The organism is Streptomyces sp. NPDC048182, from assembly GCF_043202555.1.
Lineage (GTDB): Bacteria > Actinomycetota > Actinomycetes > Streptomycetales > Streptomycetaceae > Streptomyces.
Genome location: NZ_JBIDAQ010000001.1, coordinates 246,407 through 267,281, shown reverse-complemented (window position 1 = coordinate 267,281; position 20,875 = coordinate 246,407). Strand labels below are relative to the sequence as shown.

Here is a 20,875-nt window from a genome sequence, read left to right as displayed (position 1 = left end):
GAACATGCCCGAGCAGCCCCTGACCGCGCGCGGCGCCGCGACCTACCAGCGCATCCTGGACGCGGCGACCGGCGAGTTCGCCCGGTACGGCATCGCCGGCGCCCGCGTCGAGCGGATCGTCACGGCCGCGCGCACCAACAAGGCGCAGCTGTACGCGTACTTCGGGAGCAAGGAGAAGCTGTTCGACGCGATCTTCTTCGAGTTCCTGGAGTCGATCACGAACGTCGTCGCGATCGACGCCGGCGACCTCGCCGACTGGGCCGTCCGCCTCTACGACGAGTACCTGCGACGCCCCGACCTCATCCGCCTCGCCACCTGGGCGCGCCTGGAGCGCCGGCCGGCCGGGCACCTGGTCGAGGAGCATCAGCGGCTCGACGACCCCAAGCTGCGCGCCATCGCCGAGGCGCAGGCGGCGGGGCGGGTGCGGGCGGGGGAGCCGTTCGACGTGATGGCGATGGTGATCGCCATGTCCATGGCCTGGTCGCCGGTGAGCAACGTCTACGCCGCCACCGCCGACGAGCCCGCCGAGACGCACGAACGGCGCCGGGCGCTGCTGCGCGAGTCCGTGCGGCGGGCCGTGGCGGCCGACTGAGGCGGGCCGGGTCGTCCGGCGTCCCCATGACGCCTGGTGTCCCAATGATGCCTAAAAAGATCAGATTGTCTGATTAACGGATCTCGGCTTCGGGGATCGGTGTTGGCAAGCAGGAGGCGACACGTTCGCCTCCGCCAACGCGGATCGGGGTGCTGATGCGGGAGATGAGTCGAAGAGACGTCGCACGTCTCGGGCTGGGCGCCGGCGTGGGCGCGGCCGTCACCTCACTCGGCGGCTGCGGCCGCGACGTACCGGGGCTGTCGCCGGGCGGGGCCGGCCGGCCCCCCGACCGGCCCGGTGCCCCGGCGCGGGCGGTTCGGCTGATCGGGGACGGCTCGACGTCGTTCACCGGCAGGCAGCCGCGTCAGCCGGCCGCGCCCGTCCCGCTCGAAGCGGGGCAGAGACCGCCGCAGTTCGTGGTCTTCTCCTGGGACGGCGCGGGCGAGGTCGGCAACGGCCTGTTCCCGAGGTTCCTCGACCTGGCCCGCGAGCACGACGTCCGCATGACCTTCTTCCTCTCCGGCCTCTATCTGCTGCCCGAGGCGAAGAAGCGCCTGTACTCCCCGCCGAACAACCCGGTCGGCGCCTCCGACATCGGCTACCTCAACGACAGCCACGTCAGAGCGACGCTCACCCACGTCCACCAGGCGTGGCTCGACGGGCACGAGATCGGCACGCACTTCAACGGCCACTTCTGCGCGGGCGCGGGATCGGTCGCCAACTGGAGCCCCGCGCAGTGGCGGAGCGAGATCGAGCAGGCCCGCGCCTTCGTCAAGACCTGGCGGACCCAGACCGGTTGGCACGACCACCCCTCGCTGCCCTTCGACTACGACCAGGAGCTGATCGGCGGACGCACCCCCTGCCTCCTCGGACAGGACAACCTGCTGCCGGTCGCACGGGAACTCGGCTGGCGCTACGACGCCTCCTCACCCGGCGGGACGCAACGCTGGCCCGACAAGAAGCAGGGTGTCTGGGACCTCCCCCTCCAGGCCATCCCCTTCCCGGGCCACAGCTTCGAGGTCCTGTCGATGGACTACAACATCCTGGCCAACCAGTCGCAGAACAGCACCCGCGCCCCCGCCTACAACTACCCCGCCTGGCGCACCCAGGCCACCCAGTCCTACCTGGCGGGCTTCCAGCGCGCCTACGAGACGAACCGGGCGCCCTTCTTCATCGGCAACCACTTCGAGGAGTGGAACGGCGGCATCTACATGGACGCCGTGGAAGCGGCCCTGCGCCAGATCGCCGGCAAGCCCGACGTGCGGGTCGTCTCCTTCCGGCAGTTCGTCGACTGGCTCGACGCGCAGCCGCCGGCGATCCTGGCCCGGCTGCGCACCCTGGACGTGGGAGAACGCCCGCCGGGCGGCTGGTCCGGATTCCTGCGCGAGCAGCGCGGCACCGCGAAGCCCGGCACGGCACCGCCGAAGGGCGAGGCGTAGGCGCCGGCGCCGTCAGGTGGGGCTCAGCCCTCGGGGACGGCCCGGGGCGCGGGGTCGTGCGGGCTTTCCGGCACGTCGCCCCCGGGCCCGGCCTCGCGGCCGTCCAGGCGGTCGAGGCGGGCGACGACCGGGGTCGCCAGGGTGCCGTGCAGGACCACCGACACCAGCACGGTGAAGGCCACCGCGGCCCACAGCCCGTCGGCGGGGGCGGCGAAGCGGCCGTGGCCGAGGGCGTAGGAGAGGTAGAAGAAGGAGCCGATGCCGCGGATGCCGAAGAAGGCGGTGACCAGGCGCTCGCGGCGCGCGCCGGCACCCCGGCGCTGCGAGGCGAAGCCGATGAGCGGGCGGATCACCAGCAGCAGCAGAAGCGCGACCACCGCGCCCCGCCAGGTCAGCGCCGCCAGTCCGCCCTGGGCGACGAACCCGCCCACCAGGAACAGGATGGCCGCCGTGAGCAGCCGTTCGACCTGGTCCATGAAGGAGTGCATCACGCGGTGGTAGCCGTGCGCCCGTTCGGCGGTGCGGATGGACACGGCGGTGGCGAAGACGGCGAGGAAGCCGTAGCCGTGGATGACCTCGGTCAGGCCGTAGGAGGCGAAGGTGGCGGCCAGCGCGACGAAGCCCTCGCTGTGCTCCGACAGCCGCAGGGCCGTGCTGCGCGCCCGGAAGAAGAGCCAGCCGAGGAGCCGGCCGAAGGCGACCCCGACGGCCGTGCCGATGGCGATGCGGGCCAGGACGTCGTACCAGACCCAGTGGCCGATCCAGCCGGCCGACCAGCCGGTGGCCGAGGCGGCGGACAGGGCGAGGGCGGCCAGCACGAAGGGGAAGGCGAGGCCGTCGTTGAGGCCGGCCTCGCTGGTGAGGGCGAAGCGCACCTCGTCCTCGTCGAACTCCGCGTCGGTGGGCTCCCCGACGCGTACCTCGCCGGCCAGGACCGGATCCGTGGGGGCGAGGACGGCGGCCACCAGCAGGGCGACGGCCGGGGCCCAGCCCAGGGCCCAGCCCACCGCGGCGGTGGCGAGGATCGTCAGGGGCATGGCGACGCCGAGGAGCTGCCAGGTGGTGGACCAGGACCGGCGCCCGAACGGGCGGTTGATGGCGAGGCCGGCGCCCATCAGGGCCACGACGATGCAGATCTCCGTGAGGTGCTCGACCGCGCTCGCGTCGGCCACGGGGTCCAGCTCCGGCAGCAGGCCGACGGGCAGCAGGAAGACGGCGAACCCCAGGGCGAGGAAGACCATCGGGGCCGACAGCGGGCGCCTCGCCACCAGGGCGGGCAGCGCCGCGGCGCCCAGCGCGCCCAGGCCGAGCAGGACGTACGTCAGGTCCGTACCCGACAGGTGCATCGTGATCCCCTCCCCGGGCCGCCGGTCCGGACGCGACGGCGACACGGGTCAGGAGAGTGCCCGAGCCGGTACGCGGCACACCTCGTGGTGCCCTGCGCGTCAGCCCCAGTCGCAGCCGGTGCCGTCGTTGTCGCGGTCGAGGTGGGGGCCGTAGCCGGGGTCGCCGCGGTGGACCGGGGCGGCGCCGGCGGCGCGGGCGGCGGCGCAGTTGGCGTAGTAGACGTCGTCGTCGGCGGAGTTGTCGGAGCTGTCGGAGTCCGCGGAGTCGTCTGAGTCGGCGCCGCTCAGGGCGGTGTCGGTGTCCGGGGCGGCGGTGACCGTCTTGGTGACCTTCACCCGCACCTTCACCGTCTCCGTCACGGTCGGGGCCGGCTCCGGGACCGCGGTGGCGGTGGTCGTCGTGGTGACGGTGACCGTCGGCCGGGGCGTGGCCACGACCGGCTTCGCGTCGACCCGGGTCCCGTCGTCGCCGTCGGCGGCGCCCATGCCGATGCCCAGGGAGACCGCGACGGCGAGTGCGGGCAGGACGTAGCGCTTGCGGGCCCACCTGGGGGCGGGCCGGGCCGGCGTCGGCGGGGTGTGGGGATAGGACATGTCGCCCCCTGGGTGCGTTGGTTGAAGCGTTGACAGTATCCCTTCGGTGAAGGAGATGTGGACGTTTCGCGAAGACGCGTCGGCTCAGGTCGCGGCGACCGGTTCCGCCCCGGCCGCGGGGCGGGCCGACGCCGCCCAGCGGGCCGCCGGCGTCATCGCGTACGACGCCGCGAGGGTGAGGGCGCCGAGCAGGAGCCAGCCGGGGGTGCCCCACTCCACGATCGACGTGGTCAGGACCAGCGGGCCCAGCGTGCGTGCCACGGTGACGCCGGTGCCGAAGAAGCCCTGGTACTCGCCGACCCGTCCGGCCGGCGCCAGCGCGAAGGAGAGCTGCCAGCCGCCCGCCGACTGCCACATCTCCGCGACCACCTGCAACCCCGCGCCCAGCACCAGGAACCCCGCCGCCACTTGGGGCGAGGCCCCGGCCGACAGCGCGAACACCCCGCACCCGGCGAGCATCACCCACCCCGCGCGCCGCACCGCCCGCGTCGCGCCGGCCGTCCCCGTCACCCCGCGCGCCGCCCGCACCTGGAAGGCCGTCACCGCCGCCGTGTTCAGCACGAACAGCGCCGACACCAGCCAGGCCGGGGCCTCGGTGCGCTCGGCGATCCACAGCGGCAGGACCAGGCTCAGCAGCGGCATCCGCAGCAGCAGCACGGTGTTGAGCAGGGCCAGCACCACGTACGGCCGGTCGCGCAGCACCCCGAGCCGGGCCCTCGGCCCCGCCGGCATCCGCGCCGGGCGCGGCAGGCCGGCCAGCAGCGCCGCGCAGACCAGGAAGCTGACCGCGTCCACCGCGAACACCGTGAGGTACGCCCGCTCGGTCCCCGCGTGCAGCGCGAGCCCGCCGAGCCCCGCGCCCACCGCGAGCCCGGCGTTGGACACCGCCTGCAACCCGGCCAGCAGCCCGGTCCGCCCCGCCGGCGGCACCAGCCCCGCCAGCAGCGCCTGCCGCGCCGCCGCGAACCCGGACTGCGCCGACGCGTACGCGCACGCGGCAAACAGGAACCCCGCGAAGCCCGTCACCACCGTGAAGGAGCCGACCGCCAGGGCCGCCGCCAGTGCCAGCGCCACCGAGGTGCCCCGCGCCCCCGCCCGGTCCGCCAGCCGGCCGAGCGGCACGCCCGCCACCGACCCGACCGCCCAGGCGACGGTCAGCCCGAGACCCACCCGGGCCGGCGCGAGACCGATGCTCTGCGTGAAGTAGAGGGCGGAGGCGGTGTAGTACGCGCCGTCCCCGATCGCGTTGGCCGACTGGGCCGACGAGAGGCGACGGGCGACAGCGGATCTTGTCATAATCGGGACGGTAGAAGGCGGTTGGGTCGCCGCACAGCACCAATTCCCCCGGGATCCACTGGCCCAATCGCCCCCGGGGACAACGAGGGAGACCATGGCCGACACCACCGCCGGCACGCCCGACGTGCTGCGCTACGCCGCCTTCACCGCCGACCCCGCCGGGGGCAACCCGGCCGGCGTCGTGCTGGACGCGACCGGCTGGGACGACGCCCGGATGCTGGCCACCGCGGCCGGACTCGGCTACAGCGAGACCGCGTTCGCCGTGCCGGCCGAGGAGGAGCGGACCTACCGGGTGCGGTACTTCAGCCCGCTCGCCGAGGTCCCCTTCTGCGGCCACGCCACCGTCGCGGCGGCCGTCGCCCTGGCCCGCCGGGACGGCGCGGGGGAGTACCTCTTCCACACCCCGGCCGGTGAGGTGCCGGTCGAGGTCGTGGAGCGGGACGGCGCCCCGTACGCCACCCTCACCAGCGTCGCCCCGCACAGCGAGCCGGTCGCCGACGCCGACCTGGACGAGGCGCTGGCCGCCCTCGACTGGTCCCGCGCCGACCTGGCCGAGGCCCCCGTCCCGCGCATCGCCTTCGCGGGCGCCCGCCACCTGGTCCTGGCCGCCGCGACCCGGGAGCGCCTCGCCGACCTGGCCTACGACTTCGAGCGCCTGAAGGCGTACATGCTGCGCCTCGACCTGACCACGGTGCATCTGCTCTGGCGGGACGCCGACGACGCGGACGGCGACCCGGTCTTCCACGCCCGCGACCCCTTCCCGGTCGGCGGCGTCGTGGAGGACCCGGCGACCGGCGCCGCCGCGGCGGCCTTCGGCGGCTGGGCCCGCGAGAGCGGCCTGGTCCCCGAGGAGTCCCGCCTCACCCTCCACCAGGGCGCGGACATGGGCCGCCCCGGCGTGCTCACGGTCACCCTGCACGCGGGCGACCCCCGGGTCCGGGTCAGCGGGACGGCGGTGCCGCTCGCGGAGTGAGGCCCGCGGTCGGCGGGCGCCGGCGGATCGCCGGGCGCCTCCGCGCCGGTGGCGGAAGGACACCCCCTCCGCCGGGGCGGCGGGCGGCGGTCATACGGCGGCGGGCTCCGCGGAGACGCCCGTGGTGGCGCCGGAGGCCGGGCCGAACTCCGGGTCCGGCACCGACTCCGGGGAGATCAGCACCGACGGGCGGCCGTCCACGCCGACCGGCACGTCGCCGTCGATGGTGACCCGGCGCAGCTTGCGCTCGTGGTCGTCGGAGTCGTCCACGCCGTAGTGCTGGGTGGCCCGGTTGTCCCAGATCGCCACGTCGCCGACCTGCCACTGCCAGCGGACGGTGTTCTCGGGACGCTCGACGTGCGACTGGAAGAGCTGGAACAGCGCCCGGGAGTCGGCGGCGGTCAGGCCCTTGACGCGCTGCACGAAGTTGCCGAGCAGCAGCACGCGTTCGCCCGTCTCGGGGTGGACGCGCACCACCGGGTGCTCGGTGAGGAACTTGATCGAGGCGAACACCTCGCGGAAGCGCACCAGTTGCTCGGGCAGCGCGTCGGGGCGCAGGGCGGCGTAGTCGTAGTCGTTGGAGTGCACGGCGCGCAGCTCGTCGGCGAGGTGCCGCAGCGGCTCGGGCAGGTTCGCGTACGCCGTCGCGGTGTTGGCCCACAGGGTGTTGCCGCCGTAGGGCGGGATGACCTGGGCGCGCAGGATCGAGAAGGCCGGGTACGCCGGGACGAAGGTGACGTCGCTGTGCCACTGGTTGGCGCGACCGCCGTAGTCGGAGTCGATGGGGAAGGAGTAGCGGCCGTCGGCGGACGGCACGGTGGGGTGGGCGACCGGGGTGCCGAGCAGCCGGCCGAAGGACTCGTGCTCGTCCGCGTCCAGGTGGTCCTGGCCGCGGAAGAAGACGACCTTGTGAGCGAGCAGGGCGGCGCGGATCCCGGCCACGGTGCCGGGGGCGAGATCGCCGCCGAGCCGGACCCCGGAGATCACGGCGCCGAGCCGGCCGCCGACCTTCTGGACGGAGAGGGGGGTGGGGGTGGGCATGGTGGTGGATCCCTTCGGAGGGTGGGTCGAGGGAGATGGGTCGAGGAGCGTGCCGGGCGGCATTGCTTCCGGAGCGGAAGCAATTCGCCTACGGTGGGAGACTCGTCGTGGGTCGAGCCGGGGAACGGCGTGCGCGACGGCCCGTTGCGGAGAACGGGCGTTGAGGTCGGCGGTCGGTCAGGCGACGGACGGACAGCGGCGCGCAGCGGACATGTCCAGGAGACTCGCAAAGCCCCGCGGCGCCCGTCAACAGCCCGTACGGGACTTCACGTTCCCGCAACGAACGCCGATCCGACCCGCCCGTCCGCCCGTCCGCCCGCCCGAGAGAGGCCCCGATGCCCCCCGCCCCCCAGACCCCCCGCATGGTCGGCGACGGCCGTCGCGAGGCCAACGCCGCGCTCGTGCTGCGCGCCGTGCTCGACCACGGCCCCGTCGCCCGCAGCGCCGTCGCCCGGCTCTCGGGCCTCAGCCCCGCCGCCGTCTCCCGGCAGGCCACCGACCTCACCCGGCTCGGCCTGCTGCGCGAACTGCCGGGGCCCGCCGGGGCCGGCGGCGTGGGTCGCCCGCGGATCCCGGTCGACCTGCACCTCGGCGCGAGCGGCGGCCCGGTGGCCGGCGGCGTCCACCTGGGCGTGCCCGCCTCCACCCTCGGCCTGGTCGACCTGCGCGGCCGGGTGCTCGCCCGGCGCCTCGTCCCGCACGACGGCCTGGCCCCCGACCGGCTGCCCGCCACCGTCGCCGCCGAGCTGCGCGCCTTCCTGGACGCGCACGTCGGCACCCGCCCCCTGCTCGGGGTCGGCGCGGCCCTCGGCGGCCGGGTCGACCCGGAAGCGGGGACGGTGGTCCGGCACGACGCGCTGCGCTGGCATCACCGGCCGCTGGCCGCCGAACTCTCCCGGGCGCTGCACGGGTTGCCGGTGCGCGTCGACAACCACGCCCGCGCCATCGCCCAGTCGGAGATCCTCTTCGGCCGGCCCGCCGCCCGGCGCAGCCTGGTCCACCTGTTCGTCGGCAACGTGGTGGACGCCGCCCTCGGCATCGCCGGCGTCGTGCACCACGGGCCCGGCTCGGCGGCGGGCGACGTGGCACACCTGCCGGTGCCCGACTCCACCGTGCCCTGCCCGTGCGGGCGTTCGGGCTGTCTGGAGGCCACCGCCTCCAACACGGCCGTCGCCCGCACCGCGCTGCGCCGCGGGATCGTGCCGGAGGCCGACTACTTCCTGGTGGTCGACGCGGCGGCGGCCGGCGACCGGCGGGCGGACCGGCTGCTGCGCGAACGTGCCCGCGTGGTGGGCCGGGCGGCCGCCCTGCTGCTCGACATCGCCAACCCGGACCTGCTCCTCGTCACCGAGTACGCCGCCCTCCTCGACCCCGAGTACCTGGAGGAGATCCGGGGCGCGGCGGTCGACCTGTCGTACGTCTGCGACGACCCCGAGCGCGTGGTCGGTCCACATGCCGGTCCGGCCACCCTTCCGGTGGCCGCCGGGACCGTACTGCTGAACCCCCTGTTCAGAGCACCTTTGCGGGCGATGCGAGAGGTCGCCGCGGCGGATCGGAACGGCTGATTCCGTCTCACTTCCCGGACGGCGGCGTTGACCGCCCGACACGGGCGCTGCCATATTGGCGCCGTGAATCCGGACAAGCGCCTCGTCACCCGCAGGCACGTCGACCTCTGTCGACAGGCCAGCGCGGTCTGTGCCGTCCGCCGCTGATCACCCGGGCCGGGTGCGGGCGGCGGCGCCGCTTGCCGTGGGCACGCCATAGGGGCCCTGCGCCAACGACGCCCTGAGCCGTAGCCGCCGCTGAGCCCCGGCCGACCCCTTCACCGACGCCCCGCCCCGCCCGTACCGGCAGTCCGTGCCCTCGTGCGGCCAGGTCCACCGGCATTCGTTCCGCAGCGGAAGCAATCCGCCGACCGCCCCTGCCCGACCGGGCACGGCGGCGCGCCCCCACGTCCACTCGCCCCTCCCTTCGTCACAGACAGGCATCCGATGACCGAGTCGTACCCGTCCCTCCCCTCCCCGGCCACCGCACCCGCGCCCACCCGCCGCACCGCCCTGCGCGCGGCCGGCGGCGGCGCCCTGCTGCTCGGCATGGGGCTGGCGGGCTGCCGCTCGGCCGTCTCCGGCACCGGCTCGGCGTCGAAGGGGGGCGCCGGGAAGCCGCGCCGCGGCGGCACGCTCGACTTCGCCGTGGACACCGACTTCACGCCCAGCCTGCTCTTCGCCCAGAGCCGGCAGTCCTTCCAGCAGCGGCTGCTCTACAACACCCTGACCCGCTACGACGACCGACTCACCCCGCACCCCGAGCTGGCGACCTCCTGGGAGTACCCGGCGGACGGCCGCAGCATCACCCTCGAGCTGCGCACCGGTGTGACGTTCCACGACGGGCGCCCCTTCACCGCCGACGACGTGATCTTCGCGGTGCAGAACCTCCAGAACCCGGCTCGCGCCGCCCAGTTGCGGGCCACGGCCGCCGCCGTCACCGGCTTCGAGAAGCGCGGCGACCACGAGCTGACGCTCAAGCTCGCGCACCGCGTCAACAACCTCTTCGACCTCTTCGAGTTCATGATCATCGCGGACCGGAACGCCGTCGAGGACGCGGTCAAGGGCACCAGGCTCAACGGCACCGGACCCTTCAAGCTGGCCAAGTGGAGCCCCGGTACCGGCCTCAGCCTCACCCGCAACGACGCCTACTGGCAGCCGGACCGCCCCTATCTGGACGCCGTCGAGTTCCGCGTCGTCTCCCAGGGCGACGCCATCGTCTCCTCGCTGCGCACCGGCCAGACCCACCTCACCTACCAGGTCCCCGGCCGCAACCTCGCCTCCATCGCCCACGACCCCGGCCTCACCGTCACCGAGTACGCCACCGGCGCCGGCGCGATCTACCTGGGCGTCAACACCACCGTCGCGCCGCTGGACGACAAGACCGTCCGCCAGGCCCTCGCCCACGCCGTGGACCGCGACCGCATCCTCAAGCAGAGCCTCGGCGGCTACGGCCTCGCCTCCGCCGCGCCCTGGCCCAAGTCCTCGCCCGCCTACACCGAGGCCCGCCGCACCCACTACCCGCACGACCCCGCCAAGGCCCGCGAGCTGCTGAAGTCCGCCGGACACAGCCGCCTGAAGCTGCCCCTGCTGCACATCAGCCTGCCCGGGGACACCGCCGTCGCCGAGTCCCTCCAGTACGACCTGAAGCAGGCCGGCGTCGACGTCACCCTCCAGCCCACCGACCCGGCGACCGCGCAGAAGAAGCTCATCTCCCAGACGATGCCCGCCCTGTGGACCATGAGCCACGGCTTCGCCCAGGTGCAGCCCGCCACGCTGGCGGTCAGCGCCTATCCCTTCAACGAGGCCAAGAACACCTCGAAGTTCCACTCGGCCGAGTACACCCGCGTGGTGCGCGAGGCGTGGACCAGCCCCGCCACCGGCGCCGCCGCGGGCCGGCTGCGCGGCGCGGTCTCCGACATCCTCCTCGACGAGGCGTTCATCATCGACCTCGTCATCGCCGGCAACGTCCAGACCGCGTCGAAGAAGCTGCACGGCGTCACCCTCAACAAGTTCTCCTACCTGAACCTCGACGACGCCTACCTGGACGCCTGACATGCGCGGCCACCTCCTGCGGCGGCTGCCGTCCGCCCTCCTCGTCCTGTTCGTCTCCTCCGTGCTGATCTTCGGCATCCTGCGCCTGGTGCCCGGCGACCCGGCCACCTCCCTGGCCGGCCCGGACGCGGGCCCCGAGACCGTCGCCGCCATCCGCGAGCAGCTCGGCCTGAACGAGTCGCTGCCCGCCCAGTACGCCCACTGGATCGGCGGCCTCGCCACCGGCGACCTCGGCCCGTCCTACGCCATCGGCGGCCGGACCGCCGACCTGATCGGCGACGGCCTCGGCGCCACCGTCGAACTGACCCTGGCCGCCATGCTGTTCGTCGCCGTGCTCGGCACCGCCTTCGGGGTGCTCGGCGCCACCGCCCGGCGCGGCTGGGTGCGGGCCCTGGTCCGGGTGCTGACCACCGGGGCGCTGTCGGTGCCGCCGTTCGTCACCGGCGTACTCCTGGTGCTGCTCTTCGCGGTGCTGCTCGGCGTGCTGCCCGCCGGCGGGCGGGTGCCGCTGCTGACCGCGCCCGACCTCGCCGTGCAGTACCTCGTGCTGCCCGCCCTGTGCCTCGCCCTGCCCAGCGCCGCCGTCGTCGGCCGCTACCTCCAGGACGGCATCGAACGCGCCCTCGCCGAGGACTACGTGCGCACCGCCACCGCGGCCGGCGTGCGCCCCCGGCGGCTGCTGTGGCGGCACGTGCTGCCGAACGCCGCGCCGCCCGTCGTCACCCTGCTCGGCATGCAGACCGGCCACCTCCTCGGCGGCGCGGTCCTGGTGGAGGCCATCTTCGCCTGGCCGGGCCTCGGCCGGCTCGCCGAACAGGCGCTCACCCGCCGGGACTACCCGGTCGTGCAGGACCTGCTGCTGCTCCTGGTGACCGTCTTCGTCCTCGTCCAACTGCTCACCGACCTCGTGCACGCCTGGCTCGACCCCCGGATCAGGTGGGAGTGACCCATGACCGCCATCACCCTCCCGGCGCCCGCGAAGCGCCCCCGCCACCCCTATGGCGCCGCCCTCGCCTCCGGACGGGGCCGGACCGGCCTCGCCCTGGTCGGCCTGGTCGTCCTGGCCGGGCTGCTCGCCCCGCTGCTCGCCGGGCACGGCCCCACCGACCAGTCCGGCCAGTCCCTCGCCGGGCTCGGCACGCCGGGCCACCCGCTCGGCACCGACGACCTCGGCCGCGACCTGCTCGCCCGGCTGCTCTACGGCATCCGCGCCGACCTCGGCATCATCGCCCTCGCGGTGCCGCTGGGCGCGCTGCTCGGCTGCCTGTTCGCGCTGCTCGCCGCCGTCCACCCGGTCGCCGACACCGCCGTGCAGCGGACCTTCGACCTGATCCTGGCCTTTCCCGGGCTGATCCTCGCCCTCGCGGTCACCGCCATCCTCGGCCCGGGCCGGCTCCCGGTCGTGCTGGTCATCGCGCTCGCCGAGATCCCCGCCTTCGGCCGGCTGCTGCGCACCGGCGTGCTGGTCGAGCGGGAGCGCGAGTACGTCACCGCCGCCCGGGTCGGCGGCGCCTCCCGCACCCGGCTGCTGACCCGGCACATCCTGCCCAACGCCGCCGACCCGCTGGTCGTGCAGCTCGCGGTGTCGCTGACGGTGGCCGTCTTCCTGGAGGGCGCGATGAGCTTCCTCGGCGTCGGCGTGCGCCCGCCCGAGCCCACCGTCGGCTCGGTGCTCAGCCAGTCGCTGCCCTACCTGTCCGACGCGCCGCACTTCGCGGCCGGGCCGCTGGTCACCGTGACCGTCCTCGTCCTCGGCCTGTCCCTGATCGCCGAGGCCCTGAACCGGGGGATACGCCGATGACCGACCCTCTGCTGGAAGTCCGCGGCCTGGACGTGGAGTTCACCGCCCCCGACGGCGCCGTGACCCGCGCCGTGCGGGACGTGTCCTTCACCCTGCGGCGCGGCGAGACCCTGGCCGTGGTCGGCGAGTCCGGCTCCGGCAAGTCCACCACCGCCCTCGCCCTGCTGCGCATGCTGCCCGGCACCGGACGCGTCACGGGCGGCTCGGTGCTGCTCGACGGCCGGGACCTGGCCGCCGCCGGGGAGGACGAGCTGTGGCAGGTGCGCGGCGCCCGGATCGGCATGATCTTCCAGGACCCGATGACCGCCCTCAACCCGGTCCTGACCGCCGGCGCCCACCTGGACGAGGCGCTCCGCGCGCACGGCACCGCCGACCGCGCCGCCCGCCGGGCCCGCGCCGCCGAACTCCTCGGCCTGGTCGGCATCCCCGACCCCGAGCGCCGCCTCGCCGACCACCCGCACCAGTTCTCCGGCGGGCAGCGCCAGCGCATCCTCATCGCCATGGCCCTGGCCGCCGAACCGGACGTCCTGGTCGCCGACGAGCCCACCACCGCCCTCGACGCCACCGTGCAGGACCAGATCCTCACCCTGCTCGGCGAGTTGAACCGCACCACCGGCACCGCGCTCCTCCTCATCACCCACAACATGGGCGTCGTCGCCCGCTCCTGCGAGCGCGTACTGGTGATGTACGGCGGCACGGTCGTCGAGGACGGCCCGACCGCCGAGGTCCTCACCCGCCCCCGGCACCCCTACACCGCGGGCCTGCTGGCCGCCGTACCCCGGCTGTCCTCCCCCTCGGGCACCCGCCTGACCGGCATCCCCGGCTCCCCGCCCGACCTGGCGCTCCTCACCGGGGGCTGCGCGTTCGCCGAGCGGTGCGCTCTGGTGGAGGAGCGGTGCCGTGTGAAGACGCCGCCGCTGGTCGCGTCGGCCGCGCGGGGCTCGTCGGAGGACCCCGCGGTCAGGGCCGCCTGCTGGCCCGCCGCCGAGCACCCCGCCCCGCTGCCCGCCGCCCCCGCCCCGGCCCGCGTGGACCGGCCCCGCCCCGGCGCCGTCGTCCTCGCCGCCGAGTCCCTCCGCAAGACCTACCGGGGCCGTGGCCCGCGCGGCCGTAGCGTCACCGCGCTGGACGACGTCTCCCTCACCCTGGCCGCGGGGGAGACCCTCGGCATCGTCGGGGAGTCCGGCTCGGGCAAGTCCACCCTGGCCCGGGTCCTCGCCCACGCCCACCCCAGCGACGGCGGCACGCTGCGCCTGGACGGCGCGGACGTCACCCGGCCCGCCCGGCGCGAACTGCACGCGGTGCGGCGGCGGGTGCAGCTGGTGTTCCAGGACCCGTACGCCTCCCTCAACCCCCGCATGACCGTCGGCGAGATCGTCGCCGAGCCGCTGCACGCCTTCGGCATCGGCGACCGCGCCGGACGCGAGCGCCGGGTCGGGGAACTGCTGCGCCTCGTCGGTCTCGACCCGGCCGCCGCCGACCGCCGCCCCCGCTCCTTCTCCGGCGGGCAGCGCCAACGGATCGGCATCGCACGGGCGTTGGCGCCCGAGCCGACCGTCCTCATCTGCGACGAGCCGGTCTCCGCACTCGACGTCTCCGTGCAAGCGCAGATCGTCGGCCTGCTCACCGACCTCCAGCGCGACCTCGGCCTCGCGCTGGTCTTCATCGCCCACGACCTCGCCGTGGTCCGCCAGGTCAGCCACCGCATCGCCGTCATGCACCGGGGCCGGATCGTGGAGACCGGCGACGCCGACGAGGTGTGCGAGCGCCCCGCCGACCCCTACACCCGCGCCCTGCTCGCCGCCGCGCCCGACCCGGTCCCGGCGGGGGCCCGTCCGCGTACGCCCCATTCCGCGGAGGTGCCGGCATGAGCGCGTGCTGCACGCCGGGCCGTCCCCGCGGCGCCGGTACCGGGTTCGCGCCGGTCGACCTGTTGCCCGTGCCCGCGATCCGGCCCCCCGCCGCCCACCCGCCGCTGGTGGAGCTGCCCGGCGGCACCTTCCGCATGGGCGACGCCTTCGACGAGGGCTACCGGGCCGACCGCGAGGGCCCGGTCCGCGAGGTCGAGGTGGCCCCGTTCGCCCTCTCCGCCACGGCCGTCACCAACGACGAGTACGCCGCCTTCGTGTCGGCCACCGGCCATCGCACCGACGCCGAACGCTTCGGCTCCTCCTTCGTCTTCCACCTCCGACTGCACCCCGACGCCCACCGCCACGTCCTCGGCACCGTCCAGCAGGCCCCGTGGTGGCTCGGCGTCGAGGGCGCCTCCTGGCGGGCGCCGGAGGGCCCCGGCTCGGACCTCGACGGCCGCGGCGACCACCCGGTCACCCACGTCTCCCACCACGACGCCCTCGCCTACTGCGCCTGGGCGGGCCTGCGCCTGCCCACGGAGGCCGAATGGGAGTACGCGGCCCGCGGCGGTCTGGCAGGGGCCCGCTACCCCTGGGGCGACGACCTCACCCCCGACGGCCGGGAGATGTGCAACACCTGGCAGGGCACCTTCCCGCACCGCTCCGACCGCCCCGGCGGCGCGACCGGCACCGTGCCGGTCACGGCGTACGAGCCCAACGGGTACGGCCTCCTCAACATGGCCGGCAACGTCTGGGAGTGGACGGCGGACGCCTGGGGCCCCGCCGAACGCGTCATCCGGGGCGGCTCGTACCTCTGCCACGCCTCGTACTGCAACCGCTACCGGGTCGCCGCCCGCTCCCACAACACCCCCGACTCCTCCACCGCCCACGGCGGCTTCCGCTGCGCCCGCGACGCGCGCCCCGCCGCCCCCACTCCCACCACCGAGGTCCCCGTATGAGCACCCGCCGCGACCCCTACGAGGGCTTCCCCGGCCGCATCGGCCGCACCTTCGCCGACTCGGAACCTGCCTGGCCGACGCCGACCCGGCCCGCTTCGGGGGACCGCCGCCCGCCGAACATCGTCGTCGTCCTCGTGGACGACATGGGCTACAGCGACATCGGCCCCTTCGGCTCGGAGATCCCGACCCCGGTCCTGGACGGCCTGGCCGAGGACGGCGTACGGCTGACCAACTACCACACCATGCCGCTGTGCTCCCCGGCCCGCGCCGCCCTGCTCACCGGCCTCAACCCGCACCGCGTCGGCTACGCCATGGTCGCCAACGCGGACCCCGGCTTCCCCGGCTACGGCATGGAGATCGCCGACGACATCCCCACCCTGGCGGAGCTGCTGCACGACGCCGGCTACGCCACGTACGCCGTCGGCAAGTGGCACCTGGTCCGCGACTCCGCCTCCAACGCGGCCGACGACCGCGCCAACTGGCCGCTCCAGAAGGGCTTCGACCAGTACTACGGCGTACTGGAGGGCCTGACCAGCCTCTTCCACCCGCACCAACTGGTGCGCGACAACACCCCGTTGCCGATCGACGACTTCGCGGACGACTACTACTACACCGACGACATCACCGACCAGGCCATCGCCATGGTGAAGTCGCTGCGCGCCCACGACGCCGACAAGCCGTTCTTCCTCTACCTCGCCCACAACGCCGTGCACGGCCCGCTCCAGGCCAAGGCCGAGGACATCGCCCGCCACCGGGGCCGCTACGACGCCGGCTGGGACACCCTGCGCGACACCCGCTTCGCCGCGCAGATCGCCGCCGGCCTCTTCCCGCCCGGCACGCGGCTCCCGGCCCGCAACAGCGAGGCGGGCGAGGAGGTCCCGCCGTGGGACAGCCTCACGCCCGCCCAACAGCGCCTGTACGCCCGCTACATGGAGGTCTACGCGGCCCTGGTCGACAACATCGACCAGAACCTGGGCCGCCTCACGGAGACCTTGGCGGCCCTGGGCGAACTGGACAACACCATCATCGTCTTCACCTCCGACAACGGCGGCACCGGCGAGGGCGGCGCGGAGGGCACCCGCTCCTACTTCAGCCGCTTCGTGCACCACCCCGGCCTGCCCGGCGACTGGGACCCCGACGTCGACCGCGACCCCGAGCTGATCGGCGGCCCGCGCAGCCTGGTCCACTACCCGCGCGGCTGGGGCATGGCCTCGAACACCCCGTTCCGCCTCTACAAGGGCCACACCTACGCGGGCGGCGTCCGCGTCCCCTTCGTCCTCTCCTGGCCGGAGGGCACCCGCACCGGCCGCCTCACCCCCGGGCAGCGCCCCCAGTACCAGTACGTCACCGACCTGACCCCCACCCTCCTCGACCTGGCCGGCCTGGACCGCCCGGCGACCCGCCGAGGCGTCCCCCTCCAGGAACCGGACGGCGCGACCTTCACCCCGGTCCTGGCGGACCCGGCCCACGCCTCCACCCACGGTGAGCAGTACTGCGAGATGACCGGCAACCGCAGCCACTACCGCGACGGCCACAAACTGGTCACCCTGCACGAGCCGGGCACGCCCTACGACGACGCCGAGTGGGCCCTCTACGACATCCGCACCGACCCCACCGAGATCCACGACCTGGCCGCCGAACGCCCCGACCTGGTGGCGGAGTTGTCCGCCGCGTGGGAGGCCGCCGCCTGGCGCAACGGCGTCTTCCCCCTCCCCGACGGCAGCGGCGCCCTCGCCCGCCGCAACCCCGCCGACCAGCGCCTGTCCCGCCCCCTCACCCTCCTCCCCGGCACCCCGGAACTGGAGCGCTACCGCTCCTCCCGCCTGATCACCCTCCGCTCCTTCACCATCGACCTCCGCATCGAGCAGACCGGCGAGGGCGTCCTCGTCTCCCACGGTGACCAGGGCGGCGGCTACAACCTCCACATCGAGAACGGCCGGCTCCGCCTCGCCTACAACGAGTACGGCGTCCTCCACGAGACCGACGCCGGCCCCGTGCCCCCGGGCCCGCACGACATCCGCCTGACCGCGACGGCCGAACCGGGCCTGCGCTGGCGCTTCACCCTCACGGTCGACGCCACGGACCGCGCGACATCCCCCTCCGTCCACCAACTGATCGGCATGGCCCCCTTCCAGGGCATCAGCATCGGCATAGACCGCAAGTCCCCGGTCTCCTGGCCCCTCCACGAACGCCACCGCACCTTCCCCTTCACCGGCCGCCTGAAGTCGGTCACCTACCACCCCGGCGCCCCGGGCCCGGACTCCCCGGAGGCGGTGGCGGAGGCGCTGAGGGAGGCGGCGGCGGCGTTCGAGTGAGGAGCCGGTTCCTCGCGGACCAGGCTCCAGACGGTGACGGCATCACTGACGTGCACGAAGACCGGCTCCTGCGCCGCGGGAACCGTCTACGCCTGGGAAACCTGGTCCCCGTGAGCCCGGTGCGCCGCCCGGCTACGGGGCGGTGAGGTGGGCGGAGACGACGACGTTGCCGTTGTAGTGCCCGTGCTGCTTGTCGTAGCCACCGCCGCAGGTGATGAGGCGCAGTTCGGGGTCGCCGGTGTCGGCGTAGACCTTGTCGTCGGGGAAGTCGTCGGCGGCGTAGACGTCGATGGCGTCGACGGTGAAGTGGGCGGTGGCCCGGTCGCTGCGGGCGACGTCGATGCTCATGCCGGGTTTGACGGCTCCGAGGTCGTAGAAGACGGCGGGACCGGTGGGAATGTCGACGTGACCGGCGATGATCGCGGTGCCGCGCTCGCCCGGTGCGGGGCCGTCCGCCCACCAGCCGGCGAGGTCGTCGTCGGTCTCGGACGGTGCGCCGAGCCGGCCGCTGCCGTCGAGTCGCAGATCGGTCAGCGGAGCGTCCACACGGATGGCGGGGACGCGGACCCGCAGCGGCCGGGAGGCCCGCATGGGCGCGGCGACGACGCGCGTGGGTCCGGAGACTCGCAGGTCCTGTCCCGAAGGCGCGGGAGGTCCCGACGGTCCACGGCCCAGGGCGATGAACGCCACCACGGCGACCGCCGCCAGCATCAGGCACAGTTCCCACGGAAACCGCCAGCGCACCCCGCCGCCGGCCCCGTACCGTCTCGTGCGCGACCCTCTCACCCCGTCGTCCCTTCCGAACCGCCCCGGCTTGCCACGCGCCCGCTCGCCCCCGCCCGCCGGCCTCGCGGAGCGCGGCGGGCGGGCGGCAGCGGCCGTCGTCAGTGCCGGCGGCTGTGGATCTTGCGGTGGCGTGCCGCGAAGCCGACGGCGCCGGCCCCGGCGAGAGCGCCTGCCGCAGCGAGGCCGGCGGTGGAGTTCGTGGCGGAGCTGGTGGAACCGCTGCCGGTGTGCATGGCCCCGGAGGGCTTACGACTCGGGTCCATCACCTGGTCGCCGCAGACGCGCTGGGCCTCGGACGCCGCGGAGTCGGCCTTCTGCTTGAGCTGGTCGACGTTGTCCTGCTGGGACTTGTCGGGGTGGCCACCGTCATTGATGATCTTCTGGTAGTCGGCGAGGGCGGCCTTGTAGTCGGACTCGGCCCGCTGCGCGGCGGCGGTGGCCGGGTCGCACTGCGTGTCGGACGCCGAGGCCAGCGGGGCGGTCATCAGCAGAGCGGCACCGGCGAAGACGGTGGCGGTGGCTATGCGCACAGAACGCATCGAAGCTTCCTCCTCGAGAGAGCGGCAACGGCACACGGCGTGCCGCGAACGAACCGCTGTCCTCTCCGACCAGACCCGCGCCCGCCCCGGACCGCAGCCACGCATATGCCCGGCCGCCACGGGCTTGTCGTTCCTTTGCCGGCATGCCCGCAGGCCACCGGGCGTGCGCCTGCGTCATCCGGGTGAAGCCGTGCCCGACAGGGCCGAATGAGGCCCCGGCCTGCCTCGCGAGCCCGGATCGCTCCCCGCGCAGGGCGGTGCCGGGCGTCCGGCGACGGAGATCGCCCTCCTCCTCGGGGCCATACCTAGGGGAACCGGATCGCGTGCAACTCCTTGTGCTCGAAGCGCAGTTGCGGCTAACTTGTGCCGCCAGTTAAGCGTTCATGTCAATCCAGTTAACTCCTTGCTTAACTCGCCGGCCGGTCCCTGTCGGCCACCCCCCACCACACGAGGAGTCCTCCATGCGCAGAGTCCTGCCCCCGGCGCTCGCCGCCGCCCTCACCGCGTGCTCCCTCGCCCTCGCTCTCGCGCCGGCCCAAGCCGTGCCCCGGCCCGCGGGACCGTCTGGTCCCGGCGTCCGGACCGAGCAGCGCGAGGTGTTCGCGCCCGACGGCTCCATACGCACCGTCCGGGTGCCCCGGCCGGCCCAGGCCGCTCCGGACGCCCGTGCACGTGAGGCCGCGGCGGCCGCCGCGGTGGAGCCGGTCGAGGTGAACGGGCCCAGCGGCAGCAAGGTGGACCTGGTGTTCGTCGGGGACGGCTACACCTCGGCGCAGTTGGACACCTACCGCTCCCACGTCCGCTCCAAGGTCGCCGAGTTGTTCGCGGTGGAGCCGTTCAAGAGCTACCGGACGATGTTCAACATCTGGCAGGTCAACGTCGTCTCGCGGGAGTCGGGCGTGGACGACGACCCCACCCCGGGCGTGCGGCGGGACACCGCCCTGGACATGAACTACTACTGCGGCGGCACAGCGCGGCTGCTGTGCGTGAACGAGGCCAAGGCCGCGCAGTACGCCGCCCAGGCGCCGCAGGCGGATCAGGTCGTCGCGCTCGCCAACAGCAGCACGTACGGCGGGGCGGGCGGCACGGCGGCGACCGCGGCGGGCGGCAACGCGCAGGCCGGGCAGATCGTCGTCCACGAACTGGGCCACTCGCTGGGCGGCCTGGCCGACGAGTACGACAGTCCGGGCCGCTACCAGGGGTCCGAGCCGCCCGAGCCGAATGTCTCCGTCTACCCGCAGGCCACCATGGCCGCCTACCGGCTCAAGTGGTACCGCTGGCTCGGGCAGCCCACGCCGGACGGCGGTACGGTCGGCACCTACGAGGGCGCCAAGTACGCCGCGCAGGGCATCTACCGCCCCAGTCAGAACTCGATCATGCGCACATTGGGCCGCGAGTACAACGCGCCCGGGCGCGAGGCGATGATCGCCGCCTTCTATCGCAAGGCCGGTGTCGCCGCCGCGTCCACCGAGGGGCGGGTCGGCGGGCGGGTACTGCAGGTGGTGCCGCAGCGACCGGACGGTTCGCGACTGTCGGTGACGTGGCAGGTGGACGGCCGACCGTACGCCCACGAGGGCGAGCGGCTGGACGTGTCCTCCATCCCGGCCGCCCTGCTCGCCGGTGCGGGCCCGCACCGCGTCACCGCGACGGTGAGCGACCCGACCCCCTGGGTGCGCGACCCCGCGCTGCGGGCCGCTCTGCGCCACACCTTCGCGTGGCAGGTCGCGGCCGGGGAGCGCTGAAGC

18 protein-coding genes are annotated in these 20,875 nt (G+C 74.4%); 12 read left to right on the top strand and 6 right to left on the bottom strand.

All coding sequences use genetic code 11. The annotated features are described in order from the left end of the window. Positions 1-4: 4 nt before the first annotated feature. Together ACGFZL_RS01325 and ACGFZL_RS01320 are read left to right on the top strand one after the other, a co-directional pair. On the top strand, positions 5-592 hold the full coding sequence (locus ACGFZL_RS01325) for a TetR family transcriptional regulator (RefSeq protein ID WP_393688104.1): 588 nt from the start codon (positions 5-7) through the stop codon (positions 590-592). A gap of 155 nt (positions 593-747) precedes the next feature. Beyond that, positions 748-2,031, top strand: coding sequence for a hypothetical protein (locus ACGFZL_RS01320; RefSeq protein ID WP_393688102.1), 1,284 nt, complete (start codon positions 748-750; stop codon positions 2,029-2,031). A gap of 23 nt (positions 2,032-2,054) precedes the next feature. On the opposite strand, the gene ACGFZL_RS01315 is transcribed toward ACGFZL_RS01320, so the two are convergent. The 3 genes from ACGFZL_RS01315 to ACGFZL_RS01305 all read right to left on the bottom strand — a co-directional run bounded on the left by ACGFZL_RS01315 (position 2,055) and on the right by ACGFZL_RS01305 (position 5,267). Then, on the bottom strand, positions 2,055-3,377 hold the full coding sequence (locus ACGFZL_RS01315; protein ID WP_393688100.1) for a cation:proton antiporter: 1,323 nt from the start codon (positions 3,375-3,377) through the stop codon (positions 2,055-2,057). 99 nt (positions 3,378-3,476) lie between these two features. Next, entirely contained in the window at positions 3,477-3,971 is a 495-nt protein-coding gene (locus ACGFZL_RS01310; protein WP_393688098.1) for an excalibur calcium-binding domain-containing protein, read from the bottom strand. Between the two features lie 84 nt (positions 3,972-4,055). Continuing rightward, entirely contained in the window at positions 4,056-5,267 is a 1,212-nt protein-coding gene (locus ACGFZL_RS01305) for an MFS transporter (protein ID WP_393688096.1), read from the bottom strand. Between the two features lie 94 nt (positions 5,268-5,361). Here ACGFZL_RS01305 and ACGFZL_RS01300 point away from each other — a divergent pair, with 94 nt between their 5' ends. Further along, positions 5,362-6,240 (top strand): PhzF family phenazine biosynthesis protein, encoded by an 879-nt coding sequence (locus tag ACGFZL_RS01300; protein ID WP_393688094.1) that lies wholly within the window; start codon positions 5,362-5,364, stop codon positions 6,238-6,240. A gap of 90 nt (positions 6,241-6,330) precedes the next feature. Here ACGFZL_RS01300 and ACGFZL_RS01295 read toward each other — a convergent pair whose 3' ends face one another. Further along, entirely contained in the window at positions 6,331-7,281 is a 951-nt protein-coding gene (locus ACGFZL_RS01295) for a TauD/TfdA dioxygenase family protein (protein ID WP_393688092.1), read from the bottom strand. A gap of 335 nt (positions 7,282-7,616) precedes the next feature. Here ACGFZL_RS01295 and ACGFZL_RS01290 point away from each other — a divergent pair, with 335 nt between their 5' ends. The 8 genes from ACGFZL_RS01290 to ACGFZL_RS01255 all read left to right on the top strand — a co-directional run bounded on the left by ACGFZL_RS01290 (position 7,617) and on the right by ACGFZL_RS01255 (position 17,805). Next, on the top strand, positions 7,617-8,846 hold the full coding sequence (locus ACGFZL_RS01290; RefSeq protein WP_393688090.1) for an ROK family protein: 1,230 nt from the start codon (positions 7,617-7,619) through the stop codon (positions 8,844-8,846). 63 nt (positions 8,847-8,909) lie between these two features. After that, positions 8,910-8,993 carry a putative leader peptide gene (locus ACGFZL_RS01285; RefSeq protein ID WP_355167164.1) on the top strand — a complete coding sequence of 28 codons (84 nt, stop codon included), beginning with the start codon at positions 8,910-8,912 and terminating at the stop codon, positions 8,991-8,993. A 279-nt stretch (positions 8,994-9,272) separates the two neighbouring features. Continuing rightward, complete coding sequence (locus ACGFZL_RS01280; protein WP_393688088.1) at positions 9,273-10,880, top strand: ABC transporter substrate-binding protein; 1,608 nt, start codon at positions 9,273-9,275, stop codon at positions 10,878-10,880. Position 10,881: 1 nt separating this feature from the next. Then, positions 10,882-11,826: an ABC transporter permease gene (locus tag ACGFZL_RS01275; protein ID WP_393688086.1), complete on the top strand. Its 945-nt coding sequence runs from the start codon at positions 10,882-10,884 to the stop codon at positions 11,824-11,826. Positions 11,827-11,829: 3 nt separating this feature from the next. Further along, positions 11,830-12,681, top strand: coding sequence for an ABC transporter permease (locus tag ACGFZL_RS01270; protein ID WP_393688084.1), 852 nt, complete (start codon positions 11,830-11,832; stop codon positions 12,679-12,681). Then, positions 12,678-14,552: a dipeptide ABC transporter ATP-binding protein gene (locus ACGFZL_RS01265; RefSeq protein ID WP_393688082.1), complete on the top strand. Its 1,875-nt coding sequence runs from the start codon at positions 12,678-12,680 to the stop codon at positions 14,550-14,552. The genes ACGFZL_RS01270 and ACGFZL_RS01265 overlap by 4 nt, the downstream gene beginning before the upstream one ends. After that, a complete protein-coding gene (locus ACGFZL_RS01260) occupies positions 14,549-15,490 on the top strand; it encodes a formylglycine-generating enzyme family protein (RefSeq protein ID WP_393688080.1) in 942 nt (313 codons plus the stop codon). Before ACGFZL_RS01265 ends, ACGFZL_RS01260 begins: the two co-directional genes overlap by 4 nt. Then, the gene (locus ACGFZL_RS01255) at positions 15,487-17,805 is read left to right on the top strand and encodes an arylsulfatase (RefSeq protein ID WP_393688078.1); all 2,319 of its coding nucleotides are present in this window, start codon (positions 15,487-15,489) and stop codon (positions 17,803-17,805) included. The genes ACGFZL_RS01260 and ACGFZL_RS01255 overlap by 4 nt, the downstream gene beginning before the upstream one ends. 132 nt (positions 17,806-17,937) lie before the next feature. Here the strand turns inward: ACGFZL_RS01255 and ACGFZL_RS01250 are convergent, their stop codons facing one another. Then, positions 17,938-18,591, bottom strand: coding sequence for a class F sortase (locus tag ACGFZL_RS01250; protein ID WP_393688076.1), 654 nt, complete (start codon positions 18,589-18,591; stop codon positions 17,938-17,940). 98 nt (positions 18,592-18,689) lie between these two features. Next, complete coding sequence (locus ACGFZL_RS01245; RefSeq protein WP_393688074.1) at positions 18,690-19,130, bottom strand: hypothetical protein; 441 nt, start codon at positions 19,128-19,130, stop codon at positions 18,690-18,692. A gap of 461 nt (positions 19,131-19,591) precedes the next feature. On the opposite strand from ACGFZL_RS01245, the gene ACGFZL_RS01240 reads away from it, so the two are divergent. Next, a complete protein-coding gene (locus ACGFZL_RS01240) occupies positions 19,592-20,872 on the top strand; it encodes a M64 family metallopeptidase (RefSeq protein WP_393688072.1) in 1,281 nt (426 codons plus the stop codon). Positions 20,873-20,875 lie beyond the last annotated feature (3 nt).

What these genes read in the sequence shown, in the direction of transcription:
- ACGFZL_RS01325 (WP_393688104.1), top strand. Translation starts at nt 5, where the DNA reads ATGCCCGAGCAGCCCCTGACCGCGCGCGGCGCCGCGACCTACCAGCGC.
- ACGFZL_RS01320 (WP_393688102.1), top strand. Translation starts at nt 748, where the DNA reads ATGCGGGAGATGAGTCGAAGAGACGTCGCACGTCTCGGGCTGGGCGCC.
- ACGFZL_RS01315 (WP_393688100.1), bottom strand. Translation starts at nt 3,377, where the DNA reads ATGCACCTGTCGGGTACGGACCTGACGTACGTCCTGCTCGGCCTGGGC.
- ACGFZL_RS01310 (WP_393688098.1), bottom strand. Translation starts at nt 3,971, where the DNA reads ATGTCCTATCCCCACACCCCGCCGACGCCGGCCCGGCCCGCCCCCAGG.
- ACGFZL_RS01305 (WP_393688096.1), bottom strand. Translation starts at nt 5,267, where the DNA reads ATGACAAGATCCGCTGTCGCCCGTCGCCTCTCGTCGGCCCAGTCGGCC.
- ACGFZL_RS01300 (WP_393688094.1), top strand. Translation starts at nt 5,362, where the DNA reads ATGGCCGACACCACCGCCGGCACGCCCGACGTGCTGCGCTACGCCGCC.
- ACGFZL_RS01295 (WP_393688092.1), bottom strand. Translation starts at nt 7,281, where the DNA reads ATGCCCACCCCCACCCCCCTCTCCGTCCAGAAGGTCGGCGGCCGGCTC.
- ACGFZL_RS01290 (WP_393688090.1), top strand. Translation starts at nt 7,617, where the DNA reads ATGCCCCCCGCCCCCCAGACCCCCCGCATGGTCGGCGACGGCCGTCGC.
- ACGFZL_RS01280 (WP_393688088.1), top strand. Translation starts at nt 9,273, where the DNA reads ATGACCGAGTCGTACCCGTCCCTCCCCTCCCCGGCCACCGCACCCGCG.
- ACGFZL_RS01275 (WP_393688086.1), top strand. Translation starts at nt 10,882, where the DNA reads ATGCGCGGCCACCTCCTGCGGCGGCTGCCGTCCGCCCTCCTCGTCCTG.
- ACGFZL_RS01270 (WP_393688084.1), top strand. Translation starts at nt 11,830, where the DNA reads ATGACCGCCATCACCCTCCCGGCGCCCGCGAAGCGCCCCCGCCACCCC.
- ACGFZL_RS01265 (WP_393688082.1), top strand. Translation starts at nt 12,678, where the DNA reads ATGACCGACCCTCTGCTGGAAGTCCGCGGCCTGGACGTGGAGTTCACC.
- ACGFZL_RS01260 (WP_393688080.1), top strand. Translation starts at nt 14,549, where the DNA reads ATGAGCGCGTGCTGCACGCCGGGCCGTCCCCGCGGCGCCGGTACCGGG.
- ACGFZL_RS01255 (WP_393688078.1), top strand. Translation starts at nt 15,487, where the DNA reads ATGAGCACCCGCCGCGACCCCTACGAGGGCTTCCCCGGCCGCATCGGC.
- ACGFZL_RS01245 (WP_393688074.1), bottom strand. Translation starts at nt 19,130, where the DNA reads ATGCGTTCTGTGCGCATAGCCACCGCCACCGTCTTCGCCGGTGCCGCT.
- ACGFZL_RS01240 (WP_393688072.1), top strand. Translation starts at nt 19,592, where the DNA reads ATGCGCAGAGTCCTGCCCCCGGCGCTCGCCGCCGCCCTCACCGCGTGC.